Source organism: Pseudoalteromonas sp. 19-MNA-CIBAN-0066 (genome assembly GCF_040308705.1).
Lineage (GTDB): Bacteria > Pseudomonadota > Gammaproteobacteria > Enterobacterales > Alteromonadaceae > Pseudoalteromonas > Pseudoalteromonas nigrifaciens.
In genome coordinates, this window is record NZ_JBEONZ010000012.1 from 37,006 (window position 1) to 62,169 (window position 25,164).

The following is a 25,164-nucleotide window of genomic DNA, read 5'->3' on the forward strand; positions in this document are numbered from 1 at the left end:
GATCTTGGGTTAATTTAACTTATTTTTTGTTTAGCCATGGTTTGAATCGTCTCTACCATGGCTTTAATACCATTCCCTCTAGATGGACTTAAGTGGCTAATTAACCCTAGTTTTTCAAACTCTTGATAGGCGTTTATCTCCAGTACTTGCTCTGGGGTAAGGCCATTGTATAGCGCTAATATTAAGGCAAGTAAGCCCTTTACAATACGGGTATCAGAATCACCTATCACCACGAGTGTATTTTCGGTTAAATCAAACTCCACAAATAGCCACACTTTACTTTCGCAGCCAGGAACTAATGCGCTGTCTATTTTCAAAACGTCAGCAAGTACTGGTAATGTTTTACCAAGTAACATTATTTCTCGGTATTTTTGCTGCCATGCAGGTGCATTTTTTACCCCTTGGGCTGCTTTATTAAAAGTATTTGTCATATTCTTATCCAACATTAGTCTAATAGAGCAATGCATTTTTGTAGTGCATCAATAAAATTATCTACATCTGTATGGTTATTATAGAAAGCTAAGCTTGCTCTAAGGGTGCCATTGACCCCTAAATGCGCCATTAAAGGCTGAGTGCAATGATGGCCACTGCGCAGTGCAACCCCATATCCGTCAAGTAAAGTTGCCAAATCGTATGGATGCTCATCTTTATAGTTAAAACATAAAGTGCCAATATTATGCTTAAGGTCACTAAATAGGGTGATGCCATCAATTTGCTGTAGTTTATTGGCTGCATAATTAAATAGCGTTTGTTCATATTCAATTAAAGCAGGGTGATTTAATGCATTTATATACTCAAGTGCTGCACCAAAGCCTAATACGCCGGCAATATTTGGCGTGCCCGATTCAAACTTTGCCGGAGCATCGCTATAAGTGCTGTGCGTTAAGGTTACGGTTTGGATCATTTCTCCCCCGGTTTGGTATGGGGTGAGGGCATTTAATTGCTCGTAGCGGCCATATAAGCCGCCTAAACCGGTTGGCCCCAGCATTTTATGGGCAGAAAAAACGTAAAAATCACAATTAAGTGTGCTTAAATTAGCTTTTAAATGCATTGCCCCTTGTGCGCCATCAACCAATACTAATGCGCCTACCGCTTTCGCACTGGCAATTAACGGCGCTAAATTAGTGATATTGCCAAGCGCATTAGAGGCTTGGCTAATGGCCAATAACTTAGGTTTATGCTGCTTTATAAATTCACAGCATGCAGGTATATCAAAGGTGGCATCGTCGTTAAGCGGTAAAATAGCAAGCTTAGCACCAGTTTGCTGAGACAAAACCTGCCAAGGTACAATATTAGCATGATGCTCAATAGGCGTAATAATGATGGTATCGCTGGCTTTTATTTGATTTTTTAAGCCATTAGCGACTAAGTTTATAGCTTCAGTTGCCCCTTTAGTCCATACAATTTCATTACTATTAACACCAAAAAATTCTGCAGCCTTATCGCGTACTTGCTCATAACGATAAGTAGCCTGCTCACTGAGGGTATGGCGTCCACGATGTACGTTCGCGTTTTGCGCTGCATAAAACTGTGCCGTGGTATCAATAACGCATTGTGGCTTTTGTGTGGTTGCCCCAGAGTCTAAATAAGTTAAAGTTTGGCTATTAATCGTTTGATTTAGGATTGGGAAATCATTACGTATTTTAGTGATATCAAACGTGGAAACAGACATAAGCTCATTTAATTAGTCAATTTAGGGCGAGAATTGTAATCTGTTTAAGATAATTCTCAAGTGCTGAGTAACAAAAAAGGTCGCAATAGCGACCTTTTAAAATACTTAAGCAATATTACAGCGAATTAACGCTTGTCAGCTGCTTTGTAGTCACGTTGTGTGTAACCCGTGTAAAGCTGACGTGGGCGGCTGATCTTATGACCAGGTTGAGATAGCATCTCATCCCAGTGAGTGATCCAACCAACAGTACGTGCCATTGCAAAAATTACAGTGAACATGCTTGTTGGAATACCGATCGCTTTTAAGATAATACCTGAGTAAAAATCTACGTTAGGGTAGAGTTTCTTCTCAACAAAGTACGGGTCTTCAAGCGCAATTTGCTCAAGCTTCATTGCAATATCAAGCAATGGATCTTGAATATTTAGCTCAGCAAGTACTTCGTGACACGTTTGACGCATTACCGTTGCACGTGGATCAAAGTTTTTGTAAACACGGTGACCAAAGCCCATAAGACGGAACGGGTCTGACTTATCTTTTGCTTTAGCTACGTATTCGTCAATGCGATCAACAGAACCAATTTCTTCTAACATGTTTAAACATGCTTCGTTAGCGCCGCCGTGTGCAGGGCCCCAAAGAGATGCGATACCAGCAGCAATACAAGCATATGGGTTAGCACCAGATGAACCTGCAAGACGTACAGTAGACGTTGATGCGTTTTGTTCATGATCAGCATGAAGCATGAATATTTTATCCATAGCTTTAGCCGTTACAGGGTTAACTTTATACTCTTCAGCAGGTACAGAGAACATCATATGTAAGAAGTTTTCGGCGTAGCTTAAATCGTTACGTGGATATACAAATGGTTGGCCAATGTTTGTTTTATAAGCCATAGCTGCAATAGTAGGTAACTTAGCTACTAATTTAATTGCACTTGTTTTGCGTTGGCTTGCGTCTGTAATATCAAGATCTTCATGATAAAAAGATGATAAAGCACCAACCACGCCACATAGCATTGCCATAGGGTGTGCATCAAAACGGAAACCTTGGAAGAAAGTTGCAATTTTTTCATCTAGCATAGTGCTGCGAGTGATTTGTTGTGCAAATTCTTCATACTGCTCTTTTGAAGGTAACTCACCGTTTAATAGTAAGTAACATAGCTCTACATAGTTAGAGTCTTCAGCAAGCTGCTCAATTGGGTAACCACGATGAAGTAGAACACCTTTGCCGCCATCAATATAAGTAATTGTAGATTCACAAGAGCCAGTCGACATAAAACCTGGATCGTAAGTAAAGTGACCATGTGAACCTAATGTACGTACGTCAATTACATCCTGGCCAGCAGTACCTTGATAAATTGGAAGTTCGATTGGATCTAGACCATCAATATGGACTGTGGCTTTCTTATCCGCCATCTATGTATCTCCTATTAAGATAACTATTCTGATTTTATACTCTAAAATCTGTTTTAAGCACATCTTCTCATTTTAACGTGAAAGAGGGGTATAAAGTCAATTTTTATAAGCATTATGCGTATACGTATAATAAATATTCGGTATGGTTTGAATATTATACCATTGGCTAATTTGCAAATGGCTCTAACTAAACAAGAATTGTAAAAAGGCCTGCGGCTATATATACTGTCGAAGGTTTTTAACCGTATTGTATTTAGGTAAACATATTTTTACATTATAATTTTTGCATTATAGTGAACTTTATTTGTAAAGAGACGTTTATTTTGATAGTTCCATCAGAAATATTTGGTGGGTTTTAGAAAAACAAGTAGATGAGCCCCACTGTGGGCAAGATGGGCAAGTAACTGTGAAAAAGCAAAGACCTGTAAATCTAGATCTAACAACTATATCTATGCCGGCAACGGCTAAAGCGTCAATTTTCCACCGCGTCACCGGTGTTGCATTATTTTTTGCTTTAACGTTTGTCATTTGGGCTTGGTCAGAGTCTCTTTCTTCTGCTGAAGGTTTTGAATTCGTCAAGGGTCTGTTTAACGGATTCATTGCCAAATTTATTGCTTGGGGCACCGTGTCTGTATTGGGTTATCACCTTATTGGTGGTATTCGCCATATGATTATGGATATGGGACATTGGGAAGAACTTGAATCAGGTAACCTCAGCGCTAAAATTGCAATGGCTCTTGGCGTTGTGTTTGCCGTATTGGCAGGGGTGTGGATATGGTTTTAAATCAAGCAACTCTTAAACGTGATGGTGTACAAGATTTCGTATCTTTACGTACCACGGCATTAATAATAAGCGCGTATGCGATTTTTATTATCGGCTATTTTTTAGCAACGCCAGAAGTCACTTTCGAAGCCTGGACAGGCCTCTTCTCTAACCTAGCAATGAAAGGGTTTACTTTAATTGCCCTGGTTTGCATTATGGTTCATACCCGCATTGGCCTTTGGCAAGTTCTAACAGACTATGTTAAGTGCGCTAAGCTTCGTGCTGTTTTAGGCTTTGTACTAAACCTAATGGCCTTTGCTTACGTAGCTATTGGTCTAATCGTATTATGGGGTGTATAAGTGAAATATTCTGTTCGTGAATTTGACGCCGTAGTAATCGGTGCCGGTGGTGCAGGTATGCGCGCTGCTTTAGCTATTACTGAGTCTGGCAAAACGTGTGCTTTAATCTCTAAAGTATTTCCAACTCGCTCACACACTGTATCAGCACAGGGTGGTATTACAGTAGCGCTTGGTAACTCGCACGAAGATAACTGGGAATGGCACATGTACGATACCGTTAAGGGCTCCGATTTTATCGGTGACCAAGACGCTATTGAATATATGTGTCAAACAGGCCCAGAAGCTATTACTGAATTAGAAAACATGGGTCTCCCATTTTCTCGCTTTGAAAATGGCCGTGTTTACCAACGTCCTTTCGGTGGTCAATCGAAAAACTTTGGTGGTGAACAAGCTGCACGTACTGCGGCAGCTGCCGATCGTACTGGTCACGCACTATTACACCTTCTTTATCAACAAAATGTTAAAAACAAAACAAATGTATTCTCAGAATGGTATGCACTTGATTTAGTTAAAAACGATAATGGTGATGTAGTAGGTTGTACTGCAATTGAAATTGAAACAGGTGAAATTACTTATTTCAAATCTAAAGCAGTAGTATTAGCAACAGGTGGTGCGGGTCGTATTTTTGCATCAACTACTAATGCGCACATCAACACCGGCGATGGCGTTGGTATGGCAACACGTGCTGGTATTTCTATGCAAGATATGGAAATGTGGCAGTTCCACCCAACGGGTATTGCTGGCGCGGGTACGCTAGTAACTGAAGGTTGTCGTGGCGAAGGTGGTTATCTTTTAAATAAAGATGGCGAGCGCTTCATGGAACGTTATGCACCAAACGCAAAAGACTTAGCGTCTCGCGATGTGGTTGCACGTTCAATGATGACTGAGATCCGTGAAGGTCGTGGTTGTGATGGTCCTTGGGGTCCTCACCTTAAGCTAAAACTAGATCACTTAGGTGCAGAAACACTAAATCTGCGTCTTCCTGGTGTATGTGACCTTGCTAAAACATTTGCTCACGTTGACCCTGCAAAAGAACCAATTCCAGTAATTCCTACATGTCATTACATGATGGGTGGCGTGCCAACCAACGTAAATGGTCAAGCGCTACAAATCGACGCAAACGGCAAAGAAACAATCGTTGAAGGTTTGTTTGCGGTAGGTGAGATTGCCTGTGTATCAGTACACGGTGCTAACCGCTTAGGTGGTAACTCATTACTTGATTTAGTGGTATTTGGTCGTGCGGCCGGTAACTTCTTAGGTAAATACCTAAATGATGTTGAAATTTCTAAAGCGGCATCAGAGTCTGATTTAGAAACATCACTTGCACGTTACAATCGTTGGGAAAATTCAACGGCTGGCCAAGGTGAAGATCCAGTTCAAATCAAAAAAGACTTACAGCAATGTATGCAACTTAACTTCTCGGTATTTCGTGAAGGTGACTCAATGGCTGCTGGTCTGCAAGAACTTAAAGAAATTCGTGAACGTCTGCAACATGCACGTCTTGATGATAAATCATCAGACTTCAACACGCAGCGTATTGAATGTCTTGAACTAGATAACTTAATGGAAACAGCTTACTCAACTGCAGTAGCTGCAAACTTCCGTACCGAAAGCCGTGGTGCACACTCTCGCTTTGACTTCCCAGATCGTGATGACGAAAACTGGTTATGTCACTCAGTATTTAATCCGTTAACGGATGAAATGAGCAAGCGTGACGTAAACTACGCGCCTAAGTCGCGTGAAGCTTTCCCACCTAAAGCACGTGTGTACTAGGAGATAGACGATGGCACAAGTACAATTTTCAGTTTATCGTTATAATCCCGATGTTGACAACGCACCTCGTATGCAAGAATACACCTTGCAAACAGAGGAAGGTCACGACATGATGGTTTTGGATGCACTTATTCTTTTAAAAGAACAAGATCCAACATTATCTTTCCGTCGTTCATGCCGTGAAGGCGTGTGTGGATCTGATGGTGTTAACATGAATGGTAAAAATGGTTTGGCATGTATCACTCCTTTATCTACGCTGCAAAAAGGTGGCAAAGGTAAAATAGTAGTGCGTCCATTACCAGGCTTACCTGTGGTTCGTGACCTTGTTATTGACATGAGTCAGTTCTACACTCAATACGAAAAAGTTAAACCGTATCTAATTAATGACACGCCAGCAGCTGGCGAGCGTCTTCAAACAATCGAAGAACGTGATAAGTTAGATGGGCTTTATGAGTGTATTTTATGTGCATGTTGTTCAACATCGTGTCCTTCGTTCTGGTGGAATCCAGACAAGTTCATTGGTCCAGCAGGCCTTCTTCATGCTTACCGTTTCTTGGCTGATAGCCGAGATACAGCAACAGAAGAGCGTTTAGCTGACTTAGACGATGCTTTCAGTGTGTTCCGTTGCCACAGTATAATGAACTGTGTTAGCGTTTGTCCTAAAGGTCTTAATCCGACTAAAGCAATTGGACAAATAAAATCTATGTTATTAAACCGAGCGGTTTAATTACTTAGTAAATGTAGGATGGCTAATACTAATTAGTCATCCTGTTATCATAACTATTAATTTCTGCGCTAAAGAAAAGGGCTTATAAATGCACGAAGGTGTGATGAAGGCATGGCTAGAATCTTCACATTTAAACGGCGGTAACGTTGCTTATATTGAAGAGCTTTATGAAGCGTATTTAGACGATGCGACTTCGGTGCCAGAAGAATGGCGAGAAGTGTTTGAACAATTACCTAAAGTTGATGGTGTGGATGTTGAAGTAAAACATTCAGAAGTTCGAGCACAGTTTGCGGCGCTTGCTAAAAACAAGCATAGAGAAGTAGTGGTAGCAGAGGGCAGTGGCGGTGACCTTAAACAGGTTAAAGTATTGCAACTTATTAATGCTTTCCGTTTTCGTGGACACCAAAATGCTAACTTAGATCCGTTAGGTATTTGGCAGCGAGAGCGCGTACGAGATTTAGAGCTAGATTACCACGACCTATCCAATGCTGACTTTGACCGCGAATTTAATGTAGGATCGTTTGCTGTAGGGCGCGATACTATGCCTCTAGGTGAGTTATACCAAGCACTAAAAACCACATATTGTGGTTCTATTGGCGCCGAGTATATGCACATCACATCAACAGAAGAAAAACGTTGGTTACAACAGCGTTTAGAGTCTGTTCAGTCTAGGCCAAAATTCAATAAAGACGAAAAGCTACGTATCCTTAAAGGATTAACCGCAGCCGATGGTCTTGAAAAATATTTAGGGGCTAAGTTCCCAGGTGCTAAGCGCTTCTCACTTGAAGGTGGCGATGCGTTAGTACCTATGCTTAAAGAGCTGATTCACCGCGCTGGTGAAAGTGGCCAAAAAGAAGCTGTTATTGGTATGGCTCACCGCGGCCGTTTAAACGTTCTTGTGAACGTACTTGGTAAAAATCCATCAGAGTTATTTGATGAGTTTGCCGGTAAACACAAAGACACGTTAAGCTCGGGTGATGTTAAATACCACATGGGTTACTCATCTGACTTTGCTACTAAAGGTGGCAATGTGCACATGGCACTTGCGTTTAACCCATCGCATCTTGAAATTGTAAATCCAGTGGTTATGGGCTCAGTACGTGCTCGTTTAGACCGCTTAGGTGACAGCTCAGGTATTAAAGCACTGCCAATTACTATTCATGGCGACTCAGCAATTGCTGGTCAAGGTGTTGTACAAGAAACATTTAACATGTCACAAACAAACGCCTTTAGCTGTGGCGGTAGTATTCGTATAGTAGTAAATAACCAAGTTGGTTTTACAACGTCTAAACAAGACGATGTACGCTCTACTCCATACTGTACTGACATTGCTAAAATGGTGCAGTCGCCAATATTTCATGTTAATTCTGACGATCCAGAAGCAGTGGCATTTGTTACTCAACTGGCACTTGATTTCAGAAACCAATTTAAGCGTGACGTTGTAATTGACCTTGTTTGTTACCGTCGCCATGGTCATAACGAAGCTGATGAGCCTAATGCTACTCAGCCTGTTATGTATCAAAAAATTAAAAAGCATCCAGTTCCACGTTTAATTTACGCTGATCAATTAATTGCCGAAGGCTCATTCACTGAAGATGAGGTTAAAGCACTTGTTGATGATTACCGTAATGGTTTAGACGAAGGTAATTGTGTGGTTGATGAAATACAGCCAGAAACATCACATTCATCAGATTGGGCAAAGTATGTTGGCCATGAATGGAGTGTTGATTACGATGCAAGTGTCTCGGTTGAAAAACTAAAAGAACTTGGCAACATAGTGTCTAGCTACCCAGAGAGTCATAAAGCGCAATCGCGCGTGAAGAAAATTTACGACGATCGTAAGCTAATGGCATCTGGCGAAAAGCCGCTTGATTGGGGCATGGCAGAAACACTCGCTTATGCAACTATTGCAGCAGAAGGCACAGATATTCGTTTTACTGGACAAGATTCTGGTCGTGGTACTTTCTTCCATCGCCATGCGGTAGTACATAGTCAAGCCGATGGTGCGACTTACACTCCACTTGAGCATGTTGGTAAAGATCAAGGTACTTTCCAAGTATTCGATTCAGTTCTTTCTGAAGAAGCGGTTGTTGCTTTTGAATATGGTTACGCAACCGCAGAGCCAACGTCATTAATTATTTGGGAAGCACAGTTTGGTGACTTTGCAAACGGCGCACAAGTTGTATTTGATCAGTTTTTAAGCTCGGGTGAGCAAAAGTGGGGGCGTTTATGCGGCCTTACTATTTTATTACCACATGGTTACGAAGGCCAAGGTCCAGAGCACAGCTCTGCACGCTTAGAGCGCTTTTTACAACTTTGTGCTGATCACAATATGCAAGTATGTGTACCTTCAACGCCAGCGCAAGTATATGCAATGCTTCGTCGTCAATCAGTTAGACCATTGCGTCGTCCACTGATTGTTATGACGCCTAAGTCATTACTACGCCATCCGTTAGCAGTGTCTTCGCTAGAAGAACTCTCTGCAGGTGTTTTTCATAATGTGATTGACGAAATTGATGATATTAACCCTGAGAAAGTAGAACGCGTTATTTTTTGTAGTGGTAAAGTTTACTATGAACTATTACAAGAGCGCCGCAAGCTTGAACAAGATAATATTGCAATCGTACGTGTAGAGCAGCTTTACCCGTTCCCACACGACGAAATGAAAACTATTATAGAGCGTTACCAGCACGTAACTGATTTTGTATGGTGTCAAGAAGAGCCGCAAAACCAAGGTGCATGGTATTGCTCGCAACATCACTTCAAAGATGCTATTCCACAAAACGCTAAACTAACGTATGCGGGTCGTAAGGCTTCAGCATCACCAGCATGTGGTTATATGTCAGTACATACTAAAGAACAACAAGCGCTCGTTGCCGACGCGCTTACTATCGAAAATAAAGGATAAGCAATGAGCACAGAAATTAAAGTTCCTGTTCTTCCTGAGTCGGTTGCAGATGCTACCGTTGCTACATGGCATGTAAGTGTTGGCGACAAAGTAACTCGCGACCAAAACTTAGTAGACATTGAAACAGATAAAGTGGTTTTAGAAGTTGTTGCGCAACATGACGGTGTGATTACTGAAATTACACAAGAAGAAGGCGCTACGGTACTTGGCGATCAAGTTATCGGTTTACTTGGCGATGCTGATGCAGCACCAGCAAGTGAAGATGCACCAAAAGAAGACTCTTCAACTGAAGAATCTGCAGCAACTAAATCAGAAGACGCGCCAGCGGCGCAATCAGCACCAGCATCAGAAGGTAAAGAAGTGGATATTAAAGTTCCTGTACTTCCAGAATCAGTTGCAGACGCAACAATTGCTACATGGCATGTACAAGCAGGCGACGCAGTAACTCGCGATCAAAACTTAGTAGATATTGAAACTGATAAAGTGGTACTTGAGGTTGTTGCTCAAGAAGACGGTATCATGGGTGAAATAATCCACGGCGAAGGCGACACTGTATTAGGCGAGCAAGTAATTGGCTCGGTTAAAGCGGGCGGCGCTCCAGCAGCACCAGCTAAAAAAGCAGACGCAGCTGCACCAGCAGCAAGTGAGTCAAACGACAGCTCTGATGTGTTAACACCTTCAGTACGTCGTTTAATTGCTGAAAAAGGCCTAGACGCTGCAAAAATTAAAGGCACGGGTAAAAACGGTCGTGTAACTAAAGAAGACGTAGATACTTTCTTAAAAGCACCTGCACCAGCGGCAAAAGCAGCACCAGCGGCGGCACCTGCAGCAGCAATGGGCGATCGTACACAAAAACGTGTTCCTATGACGCGTTTACGTAAAACAATTGCTAAGCGCTTACTTGAAGCGAAAAACTCAACTGCAATGTTAACAACATTCAACGAAGTGAACATGGAACCTATCATGAGCCTTCGTAAGCAGTATCAAGAAGTGTTTGAAAAGCGCCACGGTATTCGTTTAGGTTTCATGTCTTTCTACGTGAAAGCGGTTACTGAAGCACTTAAGCGCTTCCCAGATGTAAATGCATCAATTGATGGTGACGATATTGTTTATCACAACTACTTCGACATCAGCATCGCTGTATCTACACCTCGTGGTCTAGTAACGCCAGTACTTAAAGATTGTGACAAGTTATCAGTTGCAGAAATCGAAAAAGGTATTCGTGAGCTAGCACTAAAAGGTCGTGATGGTAAGCTAACACTTGATGATATGACGGGTGGTAACTTCACTATTACAAATGGCGGTGTATTTGGTTCTTTACTATCTACTCCTATCATTAATTTACCGCAGTCTTCAATTTTGGGTATGCATAAAATCCAAGATCGTCCAATGGCTGTAAACGGTAAAGTAGAAATACTTCCTATGATGTATTTAGCACTTTCTTATGACCACCGCATCATTGATGGCAAAGAATCTGTTGGCTTCTTAGTAACAATTAAAGAGTTACTTGAAGATCCAACACGCTTATTACTGGATGTTTAATTTAGTTGTATGAAATGTAAGCTGTGAATGAACATTCACAGCTTTTTTTTTGCGCCTTTGGTCATACTGGGGTTTTCATGTTAAGCCTTGGGATCTATACTATGGTCGCAATTTGGGATAGTTGTTTATTTGAAAAAATATTCGGCTCTTTTAGTATAAAAATTTGGATAAAGCATCATGAATTTGCATGAGTATCAGGCAAAACAACTTTTTGCCGAATATGGTTTACCAGTTTCTACAGGTTACGCTTGCGATACACCTGAAGAAGCTGCAGCTGCTGCTGAAAAAATTGGCGGCGATATGTGGGTTGTTAAAACTCAGGTTCACGCAGGTGGACGTGGTAAAGCTGGCGGTGTAAAGCTAGTAAAAACTATCGACGAAGTTAAAGCGTTTGCAGCTAACTGGTTAGGTAAAAACCTAGTTACTTACCAAACAGACGAGAAAGGCCAGCCAGTTGCTAAAATTTTAGTAGAAAGCTGTACTGACATCGCCAACGAATTGTACCTAGGTGCAGTTGTTGACCGTGCATCTCGCAAAGTTGTTTTCATGGCGTCTACTGAAGGCGGCGTTGAAATTGAAACTGTTGCTGAAGAAACACCTGAGCTTATCCACAAAGCTGAGATCGACCCATTAGTAGGTCCTCAAGCTTATCAAGCACGTGAACTAGGTTTCAAATTGGGTCTTAACCCAGTACAAATGAAACAGTTTGTTAAGATCTTTATGGGTCTTGGTAAAATGTTCACTGATTTTGATTTCGCATTACTTGAAATCAACCCGCTTGTGATCACAGACGAAGGTAACCTTCACTGTCTTGACGGCAAAATCGGTATCGATGGTAATGCACTTTACCGTCAACCTAAAATCCGTGAATTCCACGATCCTTCACAAGAAGATTCACGTGAAGCACATGCAGCAAGCTTTGAGCTTAACTACGTAGCGCTAGATGGCAACGTTGGTTGTATGGTTAACGGTGCAGGCCTAGCAATGGGTACTATGGACATCGTAAATCTACACGGTGGCAAACCGGCTAACTTCCTAGATGTTGGCGGCGGCGCGACTAAAGAACGTGTTTCTGAAGCATTCAAAATCATTCTTTCTGATGATAATGTTAAAGCTGTTTTAGTTAACATCTTTGGCGGTATTGTACGTTGTGACATGATTGCTGAAGGCATCATTGGCGCAGTTAAAGAAGTAGGCGTAAACGTACCAGTAGTTGTACGTTTAGAAGGTACTAACGCTGAACTAGGCCGTGAAGTTCTTAAAAACTCTGGTCTAGACATCATCGCTGCTGAATCACTAACAGACGCAGCTGAAAAAGTAGTTGCTGCTGCGGAGGGCAAATAATGTCTGTATTAATCAATAAAGATACAAAAGTTATCTGTCAAGGTTTCACCGGTGGCCAAGGTACTTTCCACTCAGAGCAAGCGCTTGAGTACGGTACACAAATGGTTGGTGGCGTAAGCCCAGGTAAAGGCGGTCAAACGCACCTTGGTCTTCCTGTATTCAATACAGTGCGTGAAGCAGTACAAGAAACTGGCGCAACTGCGTCTGTTATCTATGTACCAGCACCTTTTTGTAAAGATGCAATCTTAGAAGCAATCGATGCAGGCATCGAGCTGATTGTTTGTATTACTGAAGGTATTCCTACACTTGATATGGTTGATGTTAAAATCAAACTAGATCAAACAGGTACACGTATGATCGGTCCTAACTGCCCAGGTGTTATTACTCCTGGTGAAACTAAGATTGGTATCATGCCTGGTCATATCCACAAACCTGGTAAAGTAGGTATTGTTTCTCGCTCTGGTACATTAACGTACGAAGCAGTTAAGCAAACTACTGATGCTGGTTTTGGTCAGTCTACATGTGTTGGTATTGGTGGCGACCCAATTCCAGGTACTAACTTTATCGACGTTTTAGAAATGTTCGAAAAAGATCCACAAACTGAAGCGATCGTAATGATCGGTGAAATTGGTGGTACTGCAGAAGAAGAAGCTGCAGAGTACATCAAAGCACACGTTACTAAACCTGTAGTATCTTACATTGCTGGTGTTACTGCACCAGAAGGTAAGCGTATGGGTCACGCTGGCGCAATCATTGCCGGTGGTAAAGGTACTGCTGATGAGAAATTTGCTGCACTAGAAGCTGCGGGCGTAAAAACTGTACGTTCACTTGCTGATATCGGTAAAGCACTTAAAGAGAAAACAGGCTGGTAATCGCTTTTTTACTCTAAAAAGGCTCGCTAATGCGAGCCTTTTTGTTATCTGCACTTTTACTTTTACACTTAGTATAGGTAGCTTATATGCTGATAAAACCGCACTGATAAATCTTGGCGTTGTTTATTTATAGCTAACTCATCGCACAAAGTATGAATCGTTTTCTCTACTTGATTCATAAACCGCCCATAGCCCATTTCATTATTATTATGCTGCGCAGCTACCACTACAAAATGCAGTGTTTCTACTAATTTATCTTCATTAAATAGCGCTTTAATTTGCACTTGATCAGTCTCTATGTCAAAGCTTAACTTTTGTAATTCTTGATTACCGTCATTTTTATCAATGCTGCTATTACGAATAATAGGTATAGCGCCATTAGCAACCATAGCCCCGTGGGTTAACTTATTGGTATTACAAATTTGGGTAAATAAATCGGTAAAGTATGTATAAAATTGCTTAAAATCACGATTATTTATTTGTGTTTGAAATTGCGTTTTGATTGCTCGTGACACTGGAATAGCGAAGGTTGCATAGCTCATTTGGGCATGATCACTGGGAATATTACACTGCCTTGACTGGTAGCGAGGGTAGAGGCTACGCAGTTTATAACCGTAGGTTTGTTTATTGCCTTTATCTTTAGCAAATAAGTCATAGGTTAAATGTTGATGATCGCGCAGTTTAAACAGTGGTTGTTCTAAAAATAACTGCTGTTGTAAATTATTTAATACCTTTTGTACTTTGCTATGAAACAGTGCTGAATTTGCACGCAGATCGTCACCGGTTGCTAAAAATAACAGCCTGATTTTTTTACTGGCTATATTTTCAGTGTAGTACGCTTTATGTGCTTCGTGGTAGCGAGGGTTATAAAAAAACAACATTTGTTTATTCGTTTCAAGCTGATACGACTCATCGTTAAAGCGTACTACAGGTAGTTTGTCGTTCGCTAATAAATGCACATTGTGTAAGCCAAGCTCATCACAGCAAGAAAAAAGCTCACGTGCTATACGCTCATAACAACAGTTAATATTACTAAAGCTTTTATAAAAATCAGTGGTAGGGGTTATTTCAGCTAAAAGGTAGTGATTGGTACGGGCATTGGTTGGAATATAAACACGGTGTTGATTTTGTATAGCCATCATGGTTCCTTTAAGTCAGGTTATTTGCTTACTATAATGGCCTTTGATGACGTTATTATTGCGCTAAAACAAAGTTTATTCATTAACTGACTCGTTACTGAATTAAAGTTAACCAAGATCTAAAATAAACCTTAATCTATTGCTGTATGTTAGTGTATGTTTTTGTAATAATGCATTAGTTTTGTTATCACGCACTATTTTGAGGATCATACTCCTATGGCGGAAATCGAGAATCGCCCAAGTAATTTTATTAGAACCCGCATTGACCAAGATTTAGCAAGTGGAAAGCATGCGTCTACGCATACTCGTTTTCCACCCGAACCAAATGGTTTTTTACACATTGGCCATGCAAAATCAATTTGTTTAAATTTTGGCATCGCAAAAGACTATAACGGTTTATGTAACTTACGCTTTGACGATACAAACCCAGAAAAAGAAGATATTAACTACGTTAATTCTATTAAAGAAGACGTGCAGTGGTTAGGCTTTAATTGGGATGGCGAAATTAAATACTCGTCTAATTACTTCGATATATTATACGATTATGCAGTTGAGCTAATAAATAAAGGCTTAGCGTATGTGTGCTTTTTAACGGCAGATCAAGCCCGTGAATACCGTGGCACATTAAAAGAGCCGGGTAAAAACAGCCCATACCGCGATACAGCAAGTGATGAGAATCTCGCGTTATTTGAAAAAATGCGTAATGGCGAGTTTAAAGAAGGCGAGTGTGTACTGCGCGCTAAAATTGATATGGCAAGCTCATTTATGGTGCTTCGCGATCCTATTATTTATCGTGTACGCTTTGCTCATCATCATCAAACTGCAGATAAGTGGTGCATTTACCCAATGTACGACTTTACTCACTGTATTTCTGATGCGCTAGAAGGTATTACTCATTCATTGTGTACACTGGAGTTTCAAGATAACCGTCGTTTATATGACTGGGTACTTGATAACATCAGTTTAGAGTGTCATCCACAACAAATTGAGTTTTCACGCTTAAACCTAGAGTACACTATTATGTCTAAGCGTAAGCTCAGCGACTTAGTAGTGAATAATCATGTAGAAGGGTGGGATGATCCACGTATGCCTACGATTGCAGGCTTACGTCGTCGTGGTTATACCCCAGCCTCCATTCGTGAGTTCTGCTTACGTATTGGTGTAACCAAACAAGAAAACATGGTTGAAATGGGCATGCTTGAAGCCTGTATTCGTGAAGATCTTAACGAAAATGCACCACGTGCAATGGCGGTACTTGATCCCGTTAAAATCGTTATTGAAAACTACGATGCAGATAAAGTAGAAACCTTATCTGTGGCTAATCACCCAAATAAAGAAGAAATGGGTCGTCGTGATGTGCCATTTACACGTGAAATTTATATTGAACGTGAAGACTTTAAAGAAGAAGCTAATAACAAGTTCAAACGTTTAGTACTTGATAAAGAAGTACGCTTACGTGGTGCTTATGTTATTAAAGCACAGCGTGTTGAAAAAGACGAAAACGGTGAAATTACCACTATTTACTGTACTTATGATCCAGAAACGCTAGGTAAAAACCCAAGTGATGGTCGTAAAGTTAAAGGGGTTATTCATTGGGTATCGGCAAGTGAAGCGATTACAGCAGAAGTACGTTTGTATGACCGTTTATTTAGCGTACCAAACCCAGCAGCAGCCGATGAGTTTGAAAGCACCTTAAACCCTGACTCATTAGTTATTTTAACGAATGCTAAGTTAGAGCCATCGTTGGCTAATTCAGCAGCCGAGCAAGGTTTTCAGTTTGAACGTACTGGCTATTTTTCGCGAGATTCAAAAGCGAAAAACATAGTATTTAATCAAACAGTGGGTCTGCGTGACTCATGGTCAAAAACCCAGTAAAGGTTAACGCCTCTGTACTCATTATTACCTAGGAAGTGTTAGTAATGAGTACTGGGAATTTTACTGACAAAAAAACCTGCATTAAGCAGGTTTTTTTTGTTTATAATACAAGCTTAACTTATATTATTAGCAAAATTTTTGCACGCTTCTTTGTCTTCGCATTCACCATACAAATATAAAGAATGATTGGTTAATTTAATACCATTTCTTTCAGCAACTTCAAGTTGGCGACGTTCAATAACATCATCTTCAAACTCAACCACTTTACCACATTTTAGACATACTAAGTGGTCATGGTGAGTGCTGGTTGCAAGTTCAAATACTGATTTACCACCTTCAAAGTGATGGCGAGTAACAATACCAGCGTCATCAAATTGATTAAGTACGCGATATACAGTTGCAAGACCGATTTCTTCACCCAAATCTAGAAGAATTCTATAAACATCCTCAGCACTAATATGCTGGTTATCAGGTGATTGTAAAATCTCTAAAATCTTAATTCGCGGTAAAGTAACCTTTAAACCGGCTTTTTTTAATTCCAAATTATGATCAGTCATTAAATCTGTCTCAATTTTGTTTGGTTATACTAGACACCTTGCAAGGATGTACACGAATAGATGTACACGACACATCAACCGGTAAGGGTAACGTGCCTAGCTACTAAGTGCAAAGGTCAAAGCTAATAAATACCGATAAAAACGCATTTACTAATATATTGCTACTAATTTAAGCAAAAACCAAGAAAAAATAAAGTTAATCAGCAAGTTCGCTTAAACACATTTCTTCATAAACTTGGGCAGACCAGGCTTTAACACGCTGCTCAGTAAGTTCTGGTTGACGGTCTTCATCGATACCTAAACCAACAAAATGTTTGTCATCAGCAATACCTTTAGATGCTTCAAAGTTATAACTTTCACTTGGCCAATGACCAACCACAATAGCACCACGTTCAGTAACTATATCGTTAATCATGCCCATTGCATCTAAAAAGTACTCTGCGTAGTCTTCTTGGTCACCACAACCAAAAATAGCAACCAGCTTACCTTCAAAGTCTACTTCTTCAAGCTCAGGAAAAAAATCATCCCAATCACATTGCGCTTCGCCATAATACCAAGTAGGAATACCAAATAAGATTAAATCAAATTCCGCAATCTCTTCTTTAGAGCTTTTTGCAATATCATGTACAGCTACGAGCTTTTTACCCAATTCTTTTTGGATCATTTTTGCTACGTGTTCTGTATTACCTGTGTCACTTCCGAAAAAAATGCCTACACTTGCCATGGATTAAACCTTTTATCTATCAATAGCCAATCTTTCTTGTAAAATTGTTTCAATCAACACACTGCGGCTAATATTTTGTGCATCTGCCATATCACTAAGTGCCTGATATAACTGTGAAGAAACTTTAAATTCAACACGCTTTAAACCACGTGCTTTATCTCTTTTTATTTGATTACGTTTATTAACCTTTAACTGCATATCCCGTGGAAGGGGATTGGTTTTAGGTCTGCCTGGGCGTTTTTCGTATTCAAATAAATCGAGCGTTGTTCTATCTGTTTCTGACTTGGCCATGCTTAACCTACACCTGCGCCTTGCCAAAATACTTGAATAAGTCCTTTAGCAATAAAGCCAGAACACCCTAAAAAGAGTACAGCCCAAACAATGTAACGACCAAACTTGGGTACATTGCCGCTTTTTAGTACGTCTTTAATTGCCATACCGATAAATATAAAAATACCGGCTAAGCCAAAATACAACCCTAAGGTATCAAATTCGTTAATTAACTGACTGACCATCAACGTGTAACCTTTAAATTAAACGGCGCATACTATAGCATATAAATATACGACTTTTTAGTACGCAAAATCAAAAACAGGCGATTAAAATGAGTTTAAATCGCAGTTAAAAAGTCATTTATTGCTTTATTCACTGCTAATGGCTTTTGCGCATGCAACCAGTGGCCAGCACCGTGAATTATTTTGGCACGGGCATTACTAAAGCGCGCATTAATAGCCGCTCTATGCTCAGCTAATATATAGTCAGAATCATTACCTTTAATAAATAGAGTGTCGCACAAACAAGAATTGTTTTCATTAACATTGTCGGTAATTATCGAATAATTTTTATCAAGACTCAATAAATTAAACCGCCATGCAAAATTGCCTTCATCGTTTTTAGCTAAGCTTTTTAATAAAAACTGACGCACACCCATCTCGTCTATAAAAGGCTGCATAATTGCATCGGCATGCTTTCTATCTGTAATAGATTCGTTTGCAACCGCTTTAAGCGCTTGAATAATTTTAGTGTGACGAGCAGGGTAACTAACAGGTGCTATATCAAGCACAATTAATTTATTAACGTGCTCTGGATGGGTTAATGCCAATTCCATTGCTACTTTTCCGCCCATAGAGTGGCCTATAATGTGCGCTTTATCTATGTTCAAATGCGTTAATAATTCAATAATATCTTGGGCCATTGCCGCATAAGTCATTGTATCGCTATGGGGCGATTTGCCATGGTTACGTAAATCGACATTGGTTACGGTATAAAATTCACTAAGGGGTTTTGCGATCACGTTTAAGTTCTCTAATGATCCAAAAAGCCCATGAATTAAAATAACATGTGGGCCTTGCCCTTGTTGCTTATAATTTAACTGCATATTAGCCTCAGTGTAAAATTCGCCATAGTGTGACGAGCATTTGCTTAAAAAGCAAAAAATACAGTCACAAAATATAATATTGGGCTGTAGCCTGTTTTATCAACAATATTTAGCTATTTAATCGTGCTAAATAGTAATTTAAATAGCGCACATAAGTAATTTAAAATATATGTTTACAGCGGGGTTTGTTGTAACTCGCATTTCTAACTGGTTTGGGTATAATCACACGGAAAGAAAAATGTGGCCGTAATGACAGGAAGAACATGAAACAAATCGACATAGACGACGAGTTATATCAGTATATTGCCAGCAATACGCAAAGTATTGGTGAGAGCGCATCCACTATTTTACGTCGTTTATTAAATCTGAGCGGCGAAAAAATTCAGACCGCAAACGTAGAGCTTAATCAAAATAATCAAACAACAACTACCTTGCCTAAAATTCCCCCTGTAGCAGAGCAAACACCTGCGCTTGCTGCTAAGCCAAGTGCAGTAGCTGAGAAGTCTGTGCAGCAAAAAAATGCGAATGTATTTAATGTATTAAATAAAGAAGAGTTGGCAATGCAGAAAGGCGTTGTGGGTCGGTTTTTATTTATTTTAAGTGCATTTTACCGTACCCATAAAACTGACTTTCGCGCCGTATTAGATATCAAAGGCCGTGATCGCGTTTACTTTGCTACTAGCAAAGAAGACTTAGTTAATAGTGGTAGCAGTATGAACCCTAAAAACATCACCGACAGTGAGTACTGGGTAATGACAAACTCTAACACTACACGTAAAAAAATGATGCTTCATGAAGTTGCTTTGTGTTTAGGTTATAGCACAGAACAAGCTGAAAAAATTCGCGACTACCTGTAAGGAAATACTATGGCTATTCATCCAGGTGCGGGCAAACCAGCTCCACAATCGGTATTAATAAATGTACCTAAATTAGTCTCTGCGTATTATTTAAATGAGCCAGACCTTGAGCAGAATCCAGAGCATTGTGTTGCATTTGGTACATCAGGGCATCGTGGTTGCTCCTACGATGTTAAATTTAACGAGTCGCACATACTCTCTATTACTCAAGCTATTTGTGACTACAGAAAACAAAACGATATTTTTGGCCCGTTATTTTTAGGAAAAGACACCCACGCTTTAAGTGAAGCGGCCTTTAATTCGGCAATAGAAGTATTAGTAGCCAACGAAGTGCAAGTGATCACCCAAGACGATGGTGACTTTACTCCAACACCGGTAATTAGCCACGCTATTGTAAGTTACAACAAGCTGCACCCAAATGAATTAGCCGACGGTATTGTAGTTACGCCTTCGCATAACCCACCAGAGGATGGCGGGTTTAAATACAACCCACCCGATGGCGGGCCTGCCGATACCGACGTGACTAAATGGATAGAAGACAGAGCTAATCAGTTATTACTAGAGGACTTAGTTGAAGTGGAATTATTTCCGTTTGCTAAAGCCTCGCGCTCAGGGTTTATTAAATACCAAGATTTAATGACCCCGTATATTAATGATCTAGAAAATATTGTTAATTTAAAAGCGATTAGCGAAGCGGGTATTAAAATTGGCGTTGATCCGCTGGGCGGCTCAGGCATTAATTTTTGGCCGGTTATCGCTAAAAAATATAATTTAGACATTAGCGTTGTAAATGATGTTGTTGATCCTCGTTTTGCATTTATGCCACTTGATAAAGATGGCAAAATTCGTATGGATTGCTCGTCACCTTATTCAATGGCCAACCTTATTGCGCTTAAAGATGATTTTGATATTGCCATTGGTAACGATCCAGATTACGACCGCCATGGCATAGTAACGCCAGATGGTTTAATGAACCCTAATCACTTTTTAGCGGTTGCGATTGATTATTTGCTTAAAAATCGAGACTGGAACGCAAATGTGCAAATTGGCAAAACGTTAGTTTCCAGCTCCATGATCGACAAAGTTACTGAGCGTAATGGCCGTAAAGTAAAAGAAGTACCGGTTGGCTTTAAATGGTTTGTTGAAGGGTTAAATAAAGGCAAGTTAGCCTTTGGCGGCGAAGAAAGTGCTGGCGCCGCATTTTTACGTTTTGATGGCAGTGTTTGGTGTACCGACAAAGATGGCTTTATTATGGGCTTATTAGCGGCCGAAATACTTGCTGTTACCGGTAAAACACCGTCTGCTCTTTATAAAGAGTTAGAGCAAGAATTTGGCTCGCCGCTTTATAAACGTATAGACGCACCGGCTACAAGCACGCAAAAATCGCGTTTAAAAGCCCTCAGTGCCGACGACGTTAAAGCCGATACACTCGCAGGTGAACCTATTTTACAAAAGCTAACCCATGCGCCAGGTAATAATGCGCCAATTGGTGGTTTAAAAGTAGTTACCGAAAGTGGTTGGTTTGCAGCGCGTCCATCGGGTACTGAAGATATATACAAAATTTACCTTGAGTCGTTTAAAGGTGAAGCGCATTTAGCACTACTTGAAAAAGAAGCTAAAAAGCTAGTAGACTCAGTTATTAGCTAATATCGCTTATATTACTTAAAAACGGCTGATTTAATCAGCCGTTTTTGTTTTTAATTGCATAATAATAATTTCAATTTTACAAAGGGCTTTTATCCATATGTCAGCCACTACTCCAGATTACATCGAAGAATTAAAACAAACTGGCGACTTTTTAACGCTAAGCCGCAATAACGAATGGCACTTAGCCGCAGGGGAGTTCACCCTCAATAATGGCACAGTAGTTACTATTCATGATACCGGTGTTATAGAGTTTCAACCGGCCACTGTTTCAAGCAAAGACGTAGTGTACTCAAGTGCAGTGCACGGAAACGAAACCGCACCAATCGAAATATGCGACGAATTAATTAAACAAATAATCGCCGGTGAGCTGCTCTTAAAGCAGCGCGCTTTATTTATTTTTGGTAATCCGCAATCAATTAATATTGGTTTGCGTTTTGTAGAAGAAAACCTTAACAGGTTGTTTAATGGCCACCATAGTGTAGACGGCGTACCAATGAATAACGAACGTACCCGTGCAGCCAAATTAGAGCAGTACGTAAGTGACTTTTTTAGCCGAGGCGAGCAAGGTAGCAGCCGCTGCCATTACGATTTACATACTGCAATTCGTGGCTCTAAAAACGAAAAGTTTGCAGTGTATCCCTATTTACATGGTAAACCGTGGAAAAAGTCGCAATTACAGTTTTTATTAAGTTGTGGGGTAAATACCGTATTAATGATGAAATCCCCAGCAACCACCTTTAGTTATTATTCATCATTTGTGCATGGTGCCGATTCGTTTACGGTCGAGCTTGGCCAAGTTAAGCCCTTTGGTGAGAATGACATGAGCCGCTTTGCAAAAACCAAACAAACACTCACTGCATTAATTAGCCAAGATAAGGTTGAATATCCAGAATTTAATGCAGATGAATTCGAGTTGTTTACTGTGCACCGCACCATAAATAGAACGCAGAATGAATTTAGTTTTCCATTTTCAGATCAGGCCGAAAACTTCACAGGTTTTGCCAAGGGTGAGTTGTTAGCTACTGATGGCGATACACCTTACTACGCCGATGTGCAAGGAGAAGCGATTATTTTCCCCAATGCAAACGTAGCTATTGGGCAGCGAGCGCTGTTAACCGTTGTGCCAATGGCGATAGACAGTAATTTTATTTAAAATAGCTGATCAGACCACTTGTTGTAATAAGTTAACTATATGATTAATAAATAGTAAAATATCTGTATAGTTAACTTGCCATTTTTATACTCACTATTTAGTTTTGTTTCGTCACAGATTTGTTGAATATCACTTTACGTTAACGTAAAGTGTCGGCAGCTTTAATTAAAGACAGTGCAGATGTTGCAAAGTTTATTCGCAGCAATCAACCCACAATAATAATTTAATGGGCACTGTTTTATCGACAACAAAAGAAGGTAGGTTATGAGTAATCCAAATAACGTATCGCTGAATATTAACCATAAGCTTGAGTTTATCGATGGCAATGCGTTAACTATTCCAACCCTTAGTATTTTAACTGAGGACGGCGAGATTCATCCAGGTGCAACCGCACCCGACATTTCAAAACATACCGCAATTAAATTATACGAAACCATGCGCTTTATACGTTTGTTAGATGAGCGCATGCAAGGTGCTCAGCGCCAAGGCCGCATTAGCTTTTATATGCAATGTTTAGGTGAAGAAGCTGCAGTAACAGCCTCTGCAGCTGCGCTTGATCAAAATGATATGATTATGGCTCAGTACCGTGAACAAGCGGCTCTTCACTATCGTGGTTTTACGCTTGATCAGTTTATGAACCAAATGTTTTCTAATGAACTGGATTTAGGCAAAGGCCGCCAAATGCCGATTCATTATGGTTCTAAAGCATTAAACTATATGACCATATCATCGCCATTAGGAACACAAATTCCACAAGCGACTGGCTACGCTTATGGTCAAAAAATTAAACATATAGATGCTAAAACAGGTGAGCTTGCCAGCACTATAGATAACATCACTATTTGTTATTTTGGTGAAGGCGCAGCGTCTGAAGGGGACTTTCATGCCGGTGTAAATATGGCCGCAGTGCATCAAGCGCCGGTAATATTTTTTGCCCGTAATAATGGTTATGCTATTTCGACCCCTGCAGATGAGCAGTTTAAAGGTGACGGCATTGCTTCTCGTGGCGTTGGTTACGGTATTAAAACAATTCGTGTTGATGGCACAGATGCCCTTGCAGTGTATGCGGCAACTAAAAAAGCCCGTGAAATTGCAGTGAGCACAGGCGAGCCAATTTTAATTGAATCAATTGCTTATCGCTTAGGTGCGCATTCGACCTCAGACGATCCAAGTGGTTATCGCTCTAAAGATGAAGAAGCTAATCATCAAATATGCCCAATCGACAAGTTTAGAAAATGGCTAATTAAGCAAGACTGGCTAAACGAAGCCGACGATGTAAAAGCTAAAGAATCAATTCGTGAAGAAATTTTAGCTGCGCTAAAACGTGCCGAAGTAGTGGCAAAGCCAGCTTTAGAAGAATTAATATCAGATGTTTACGATACCCCAATTCCATCATTGCAACGCCAATATGAGCAACTAAAAGCGCATATAAAACTGCATCCAGATGCCTACCCAGTTACAGCAGGGAGAATTAAGTAATGGCTAAAATGAACATGCTACACGCAATTAACTCTGCACTTGACATTACTATGGCAGAGCATCCACAAGCCTGTATTTTTGGCGAAGATGTGGGTTACTTTGGTGGTGTATTTAGAGCAACTTCAGGCTTACAAGAAAAGTACGGTAAACACCGTGTATTTAATACCCCGCTTACAGAGCAAGGTATTTTAGGTTTTGCGAATGGTTTAGCGGCTTTTGGCGCTCCAGCGCTGGCAGAAATTCAGTTTGCAGATTATATATTTCCAGCCTTTGACCAAATAGTTAATGAATCAGCTAAATTTCGCTACCGCAGTGGTAATGAGTTTAATGTGGGTAATTTAACTATTCGTACACCTTACGGCGGCGGAATTGCAGGGGGCTTGTATCATTCACAATCACCCGAGGCTTACTTTGCACATACACCAGGCTTAAAAGTGATTGTGCCGCGTAACCCGTACCAAGCAAAAGGCTTATTACGCGCGGCAATCAAAGATGACAACCCGGTATTGTTTTTTGAACCAAAACGCTTATATCGCGCATCAATCGGCGAAGTGCCAGAAGAAGATTACACCATTGAGCTTGGAAAAGCCGAGGTAGTACAGCAAGGTACAGACGTGACCTTACTTGCGTGGGGCGCGCAAATGGAAATAATAGAAGACGCCGCCAAACAAGCAAGTGAACAAGGCATTAGCTGCGAAGTAATTGATTTACGCAGTATTTTACCATGGGATGTAGAGGCAATTGCACAGTCGGTGACTAAAACTGGACGCTTGATTGTTAGCCACGAAGCGCCAATTACTAATGGCTTTGGTGCAGAAATAGCGGCAACCATTGGTCAAGAATGTTTCCTACATTTAGAATCGCCAATTATGCGCGTGTGTGGCTTAGATACGCCGTATCCGTTAGCGCTTGAAAAAGAATATGTACCGGATGCATTAAAAGTATTGGCCGCAATTAAACAATCAATGGATTTTTAGGGGATA

23 protein-coding genes are annotated in these 25,164 nt (G+C 40.5%); 14 read left to right on the forward strand and 9 right to left on the reverse strand.

From position 1 onward, the window contains the following. Window positions 1-14: 14 nt before the first annotated feature. From AAEZ18_RS09155 to AAEZ18_RS09165, 3 genes are all read right to left on the reverse strand, one after another. The gene (locus AAEZ18_RS09155) at window positions 15-431 is read right to left on the reverse strand and encodes a SufE family protein (RefSeq protein ID WP_306287999.1); all 417 of its coding nucleotides are present in this window, start codon (window positions 429-431) and stop codon (window positions 15-17) included. 14 nt (window positions 432-445) lie between these two features. Next, the gene (locus AAEZ18_RS09160; RefSeq protein WP_350594565.1) at window positions 446-1,672 is read right to left on the reverse strand and encodes an aminotransferase class V-fold PLP-dependent enzyme; all 1,227 of its coding nucleotides are present in this window, start codon (window positions 1,670-1,672) and stop codon (window positions 446-448) included. 125 nt (window positions 1,673-1,797) lie between these two features. After that, entirely contained in the window at window positions 1,798-3,084 is a 1,287-nt protein-coding gene (locus tag AAEZ18_RS09165; protein WP_208833830.1) for a citrate synthase, read from the reverse strand. Window positions 3,085-3,490: 406 nt separating this feature from the next. On the opposite strand from AAEZ18_RS09165, the gene sdhC reads away from it, so the two are divergent. The 8 genes from sdhC (at window position 3,491) to sucD (ending at window position 13,372) form a co-directional block, all read left to right on the forward strand. Then, entirely contained in the window at window positions 3,491-3,868 is a 378-nt protein-coding gene (sdhC, locus tag AAEZ18_RS09170; protein ID WP_011328329.1) for a succinate dehydrogenase, cytochrome b556 subunit, read from the forward strand. Further along, entirely contained in the window at window positions 3,859-4,206 is a 348-nt protein-coding gene (gene sdhD / locus AAEZ18_RS09175; RefSeq protein WP_011328328.1) for a succinate dehydrogenase, hydrophobic membrane anchor protein, read from the forward strand. The genes sdhC and sdhD overlap by 10 nt, the downstream gene beginning before the upstream one ends. Next, a complete protein-coding gene (gene sdhA, locus AAEZ18_RS09180) occupies window positions 4,207-5,979 on the forward strand; it encodes a succinate dehydrogenase flavoprotein subunit (protein WP_011328327.1) in 1,773 nt (590 codons plus the stop codon). Between the two features lie 10 nt (window positions 5,980-5,989). Then, complete coding sequence (locus AAEZ18_RS09185) at window positions 5,990-6,706, forward strand: succinate dehydrogenase iron-sulfur subunit (RefSeq protein ID WP_011328326.1); 717 nt, start codon at window positions 5,990-5,992, stop codon at window positions 6,704-6,706. A gap of 88 nt (window positions 6,707-6,794) precedes the next feature. Next, window positions 6,795-9,614, forward strand: coding sequence for a 2-oxoglutarate dehydrogenase E1 component (sucA, locus tag AAEZ18_RS09190; RefSeq protein ID WP_011328325.1), 2,820 nt, complete (start codon window positions 6,795-6,797; stop codon window positions 9,612-9,614). 3 nt (window positions 9,615-9,617) lie between these two features. After that, window positions 9,618-11,156 (forward strand): 2-oxoglutarate dehydrogenase complex dihydrolipoyllysine-residue succinyltransferase, encoded by a 1,539-nt coding sequence (odhB, locus tag AAEZ18_RS09195; RefSeq protein WP_011328324.1) that lies wholly within the window; start codon window positions 9,618-9,620, stop codon window positions 11,154-11,156. Between the two features lie 177 nt (window positions 11,157-11,333). Beyond that, window positions 11,334-12,500 carry an ADP-forming succinate--CoA ligase subunit beta gene (gene sucC, locus AAEZ18_RS09200; protein WP_011328323.1) on the forward strand — a complete coding sequence of 389 codons (1,167 nt, stop codon included), beginning with the start codon at window positions 11,334-11,336 and terminating at the stop codon, window positions 12,498-12,500. After that, the gene (gene sucD / locus AAEZ18_RS09205; protein ID WP_011328322.1) at window positions 12,500-13,372 is read left to right on the forward strand and encodes a succinate--CoA ligase subunit alpha; all 873 of its coding nucleotides are present in this window, start codon (window positions 12,500-12,502) and stop codon (window positions 13,370-13,372) included. The genes sucC and sucD overlap by 1 nt, the downstream gene beginning before the upstream one ends. Before the next feature lie 68 nt (window positions 13,373-13,440). Here sucD and AAEZ18_RS09210 read toward each other — a convergent pair whose 3' ends face one another. Further along, window positions 13,441-14,511: a DUF3083 family protein gene (locus tag AAEZ18_RS09210; RefSeq protein WP_011328321.1), complete on the reverse strand. Its 1,071-nt coding sequence runs from the start codon at window positions 14,509-14,511 to the stop codon at window positions 13,441-13,443. A gap of 216 nt (window positions 14,512-14,727) precedes the next feature. On the opposite strand from AAEZ18_RS09210, the gene glnS reads away from it, so the two are divergent. After that, window positions 14,728-16,386 carry a glutamine--tRNA ligase gene (gene glnS, locus AAEZ18_RS09215; protein WP_011328320.1) on the forward strand — a complete coding sequence of 553 codons (1,659 nt, stop codon included), beginning with the start codon at window positions 14,728-14,730 and terminating at the stop codon, window positions 16,384-16,386. A 113-nt stretch (window positions 16,387-16,499) separates the two neighbouring features. Here the strand turns inward: glnS and fur are convergent, their stop codons facing one another. The 5 genes from fur to AAEZ18_RS09240 form a co-directional block, all read right to left on the reverse strand. Next, on the reverse strand, window positions 16,500-16,943 hold the full coding sequence (fur, locus tag AAEZ18_RS09220) for a ferric iron uptake transcriptional regulator (protein WP_350594569.1): 444 nt from the start codon (window positions 16,941-16,943) through the stop codon (window positions 16,500-16,502). Window positions 16,944-17,139: 196 nt separating this feature from the next. Further along, window positions 17,140-17,667, reverse strand: a complete 528-nt coding sequence (fldA, locus tag AAEZ18_RS09225; protein ID WP_011328317.1) for a flavodoxin FldA — start codon at window positions 17,665-17,667, stop codon at window positions 17,140-17,142. Between the two features lie 12 nt (window positions 17,668-17,679). Next, window positions 17,680-17,958, reverse strand: a complete 279-nt coding sequence (ybfE, locus tag AAEZ18_RS09230) for a LexA regulated protein (RefSeq protein WP_011328316.1) — start codon at window positions 17,956-17,958, stop codon at window positions 17,680-17,682. Between the two features lie 2 nt (window positions 17,959-17,960). Then, entirely contained in the window at window positions 17,961-18,182 is a 222-nt protein-coding gene (locus tag AAEZ18_RS09235) for a DUF2788 domain-containing protein (RefSeq protein WP_011328315.1), read from the reverse strand. 95 nt (window positions 18,183-18,277) lie between these two features. Continuing rightward, the gene (locus AAEZ18_RS09240) at window positions 18,278-19,045 is read right to left on the reverse strand and encodes an alpha/beta fold hydrolase (protein ID WP_350594570.1); all 768 of its coding nucleotides are present in this window, start codon (window positions 19,043-19,045) and stop codon (window positions 18,278-18,280) included. Window positions 19,046-19,308: 263 nt separating this feature from the next. Between AAEZ18_RS09240 and seqA the strand changes: the two genes are divergently transcribed. The 5 genes from seqA to AAEZ18_RS09265 all read left to right on the forward strand — a co-directional run bounded on the left by seqA (window position 19,309) and on the right by AAEZ18_RS09265 (window position 25,158). Next, the gene (gene seqA, locus AAEZ18_RS09245) at window positions 19,309-19,902 is read left to right on the forward strand and encodes a replication initiation negative regulator SeqA (protein ID WP_341255254.1); all 594 of its coding nucleotides are present in this window, start codon (window positions 19,309-19,311) and stop codon (window positions 19,900-19,902) included. Window positions 19,903-19,911: 9 nt separating this feature from the next. After that, window positions 19,912-21,549 carry a phosphoglucomutase (alpha-D-glucose-1,6-bisphosphate-dependent) gene (gene pgm, locus AAEZ18_RS09250; protein ID WP_011328312.1) on the forward strand — a complete coding sequence of 546 codons (1,638 nt, stop codon included), beginning with the start codon at window positions 19,912-19,914 and terminating at the stop codon, window positions 21,547-21,549. A gap of 97 nt (window positions 21,550-21,646) precedes the next feature. Further along, window positions 21,647-22,702 (forward strand): succinylglutamate desuccinylase, encoded by a 1,056-nt coding sequence (gene astE, locus AAEZ18_RS09255; RefSeq protein ID WP_011328311.1) that lies wholly within the window; start codon window positions 21,647-21,649, stop codon window positions 22,700-22,702. A gap of 264 nt (window positions 22,703-22,966) precedes the next feature. Continuing rightward, the gene (locus AAEZ18_RS09260) at window positions 22,967-24,181 is read left to right on the forward strand and encodes a thiamine pyrophosphate-dependent dehydrogenase E1 component subunit alpha (RefSeq protein WP_350594572.1); all 1,215 of its coding nucleotides are present in this window, start codon (window positions 22,967-22,969) and stop codon (window positions 24,179-24,181) included. After that, window positions 24,181-25,158 (forward strand): alpha-ketoacid dehydrogenase subunit beta, encoded by a 978-nt coding sequence (locus AAEZ18_RS09265; RefSeq protein ID WP_011328309.1) that lies wholly within the window; start codon window positions 24,181-24,183, stop codon window positions 25,156-25,158. Before AAEZ18_RS09260 ends, AAEZ18_RS09265 begins: the two co-directional genes overlap by 1 nt. Window positions 25,159-25,164: the final 6 nt, after the last annotated feature.

Bases quoted from the DNA above. Each gene is read 5' to 3' on its own strand.
- AAEZ18_RS09265 (WP_011328309.1), top strand. From the start codon at position 24,181: ATGGCTAAAATGAACATGCTACACGCAATTAACTCTGCACTTGACATT.
- pgm (WP_011328312.1), top strand. From the start codon at position 19,912: ATGGCTATTCATCCAGGTGCGGGCAAACCAGCTCCACAATCGGTATTA.
- AAEZ18_RS09240 (WP_350594570.1), bottom strand. From the start codon at position 19,045: ATGCAGTTAAATTATAAGCAACAAGGGCAAGGCCCACATGTTATTTTA.
- AAEZ18_RS09185 (WP_011328326.1), top strand. From the start codon at position 5,990: ATGGCACAAGTACAATTTTCAGTTTATCGTTATAATCCCGATGTTGAC.
- glnS (WP_011328320.1), top strand. From the start codon at position 14,728: ATGGCGGAAATCGAGAATCGCCCAAGTAATTTTATTAGAACCCGCATT.
- sdhD (WP_011328328.1), top strand. From the start codon at position 3,859: ATGGTTTTAAATCAAGCAACTCTTAAACGTGATGGTGTACAAGATTTC.
- astE (WP_011328311.1), top strand. From the start codon at position 21,647: ATGTCAGCCACTACTCCAGATTACATCGAAGAATTAAAACAAACTGGC.
- fldA (WP_011328317.1), bottom strand. From the start codon at position 17,667: ATGGCAAGTGTAGGCATTTTTTTCGGAAGTGACACAGGTAATACAGAA.
- AAEZ18_RS09210 (WP_011328321.1), bottom strand. From the start codon at position 14,511: ATGGCTATACAAAATCAACACCGTGTTTATATTCCAACCAATGCCCGT.
- sucA (WP_011328325.1), top strand. From the start codon at position 6,795: ATGCACGAAGGTGTGATGAAGGCATGGCTAGAATCTTCACATTTAAAC.
- ybfE (WP_011328316.1), bottom strand. From the start codon at position 17,958: ATGGCCAAGTCAGAAACAGATAGAACAACGCTCGATTTATTTGAATAC.
- AAEZ18_RS09160 (WP_350594565.1), bottom strand. From the start codon at position 1,672: ATGTCTGTTTCCACGTTTGATATCACTAAAATACGTAATGATTTCCCA.
- sucC (WP_011328323.1), top strand. From the start codon at position 11,334: ATGAATTTGCATGAGTATCAGGCAAAACAACTTTTTGCCGAATATGGT.
- seqA (WP_341255254.1), top strand. From the start codon at position 19,309: ATGAAACAAATCGACATAGACGACGAGTTATATCAGTATATTGCCAGC.
- AAEZ18_RS09165 (WP_208833830.1), bottom strand. From the start codon at position 3,084: ATGGCGGATAAGAAAGCCACAGTCCATATTGATGGTCTAGATCCAATC.
- fur (WP_350594569.1), bottom strand. From the start codon at position 16,943: ATGACTGATCATAATTTGGAATTAAAAAAAGCCGGTTTAAAGGTTACT.
- sucD (WP_011328322.1), top strand. From the start codon at position 12,500: ATGTCTGTATTAATCAATAAAGATACAAAAGTTATCTGTCAAGGTTTC.
- odhB (WP_011328324.1), top strand. From the start codon at position 9,618: ATGAGCACAGAAATTAAAGTTCCTGTTCTTCCTGAGTCGGTTGCAGAT.
- AAEZ18_RS09155 (WP_306287999.1), bottom strand. From the start codon at position 431: ATGACAAATACTTTTAATAAAGCAGCCCAAGGGGTAAAAAATGCACCT.
- AAEZ18_RS09235 (WP_011328315.1), bottom strand. From the start codon at position 18,182: ATGGTCAGTCAGTTAATTAACGAATTTGATACCTTAGGGTTGTATTTT.
- AAEZ18_RS09260 (WP_350594572.1), top strand. From the start codon at position 22,967: ATGAGTAATCCAAATAACGTATCGCTGAATATTAACCATAAGCTTGAG.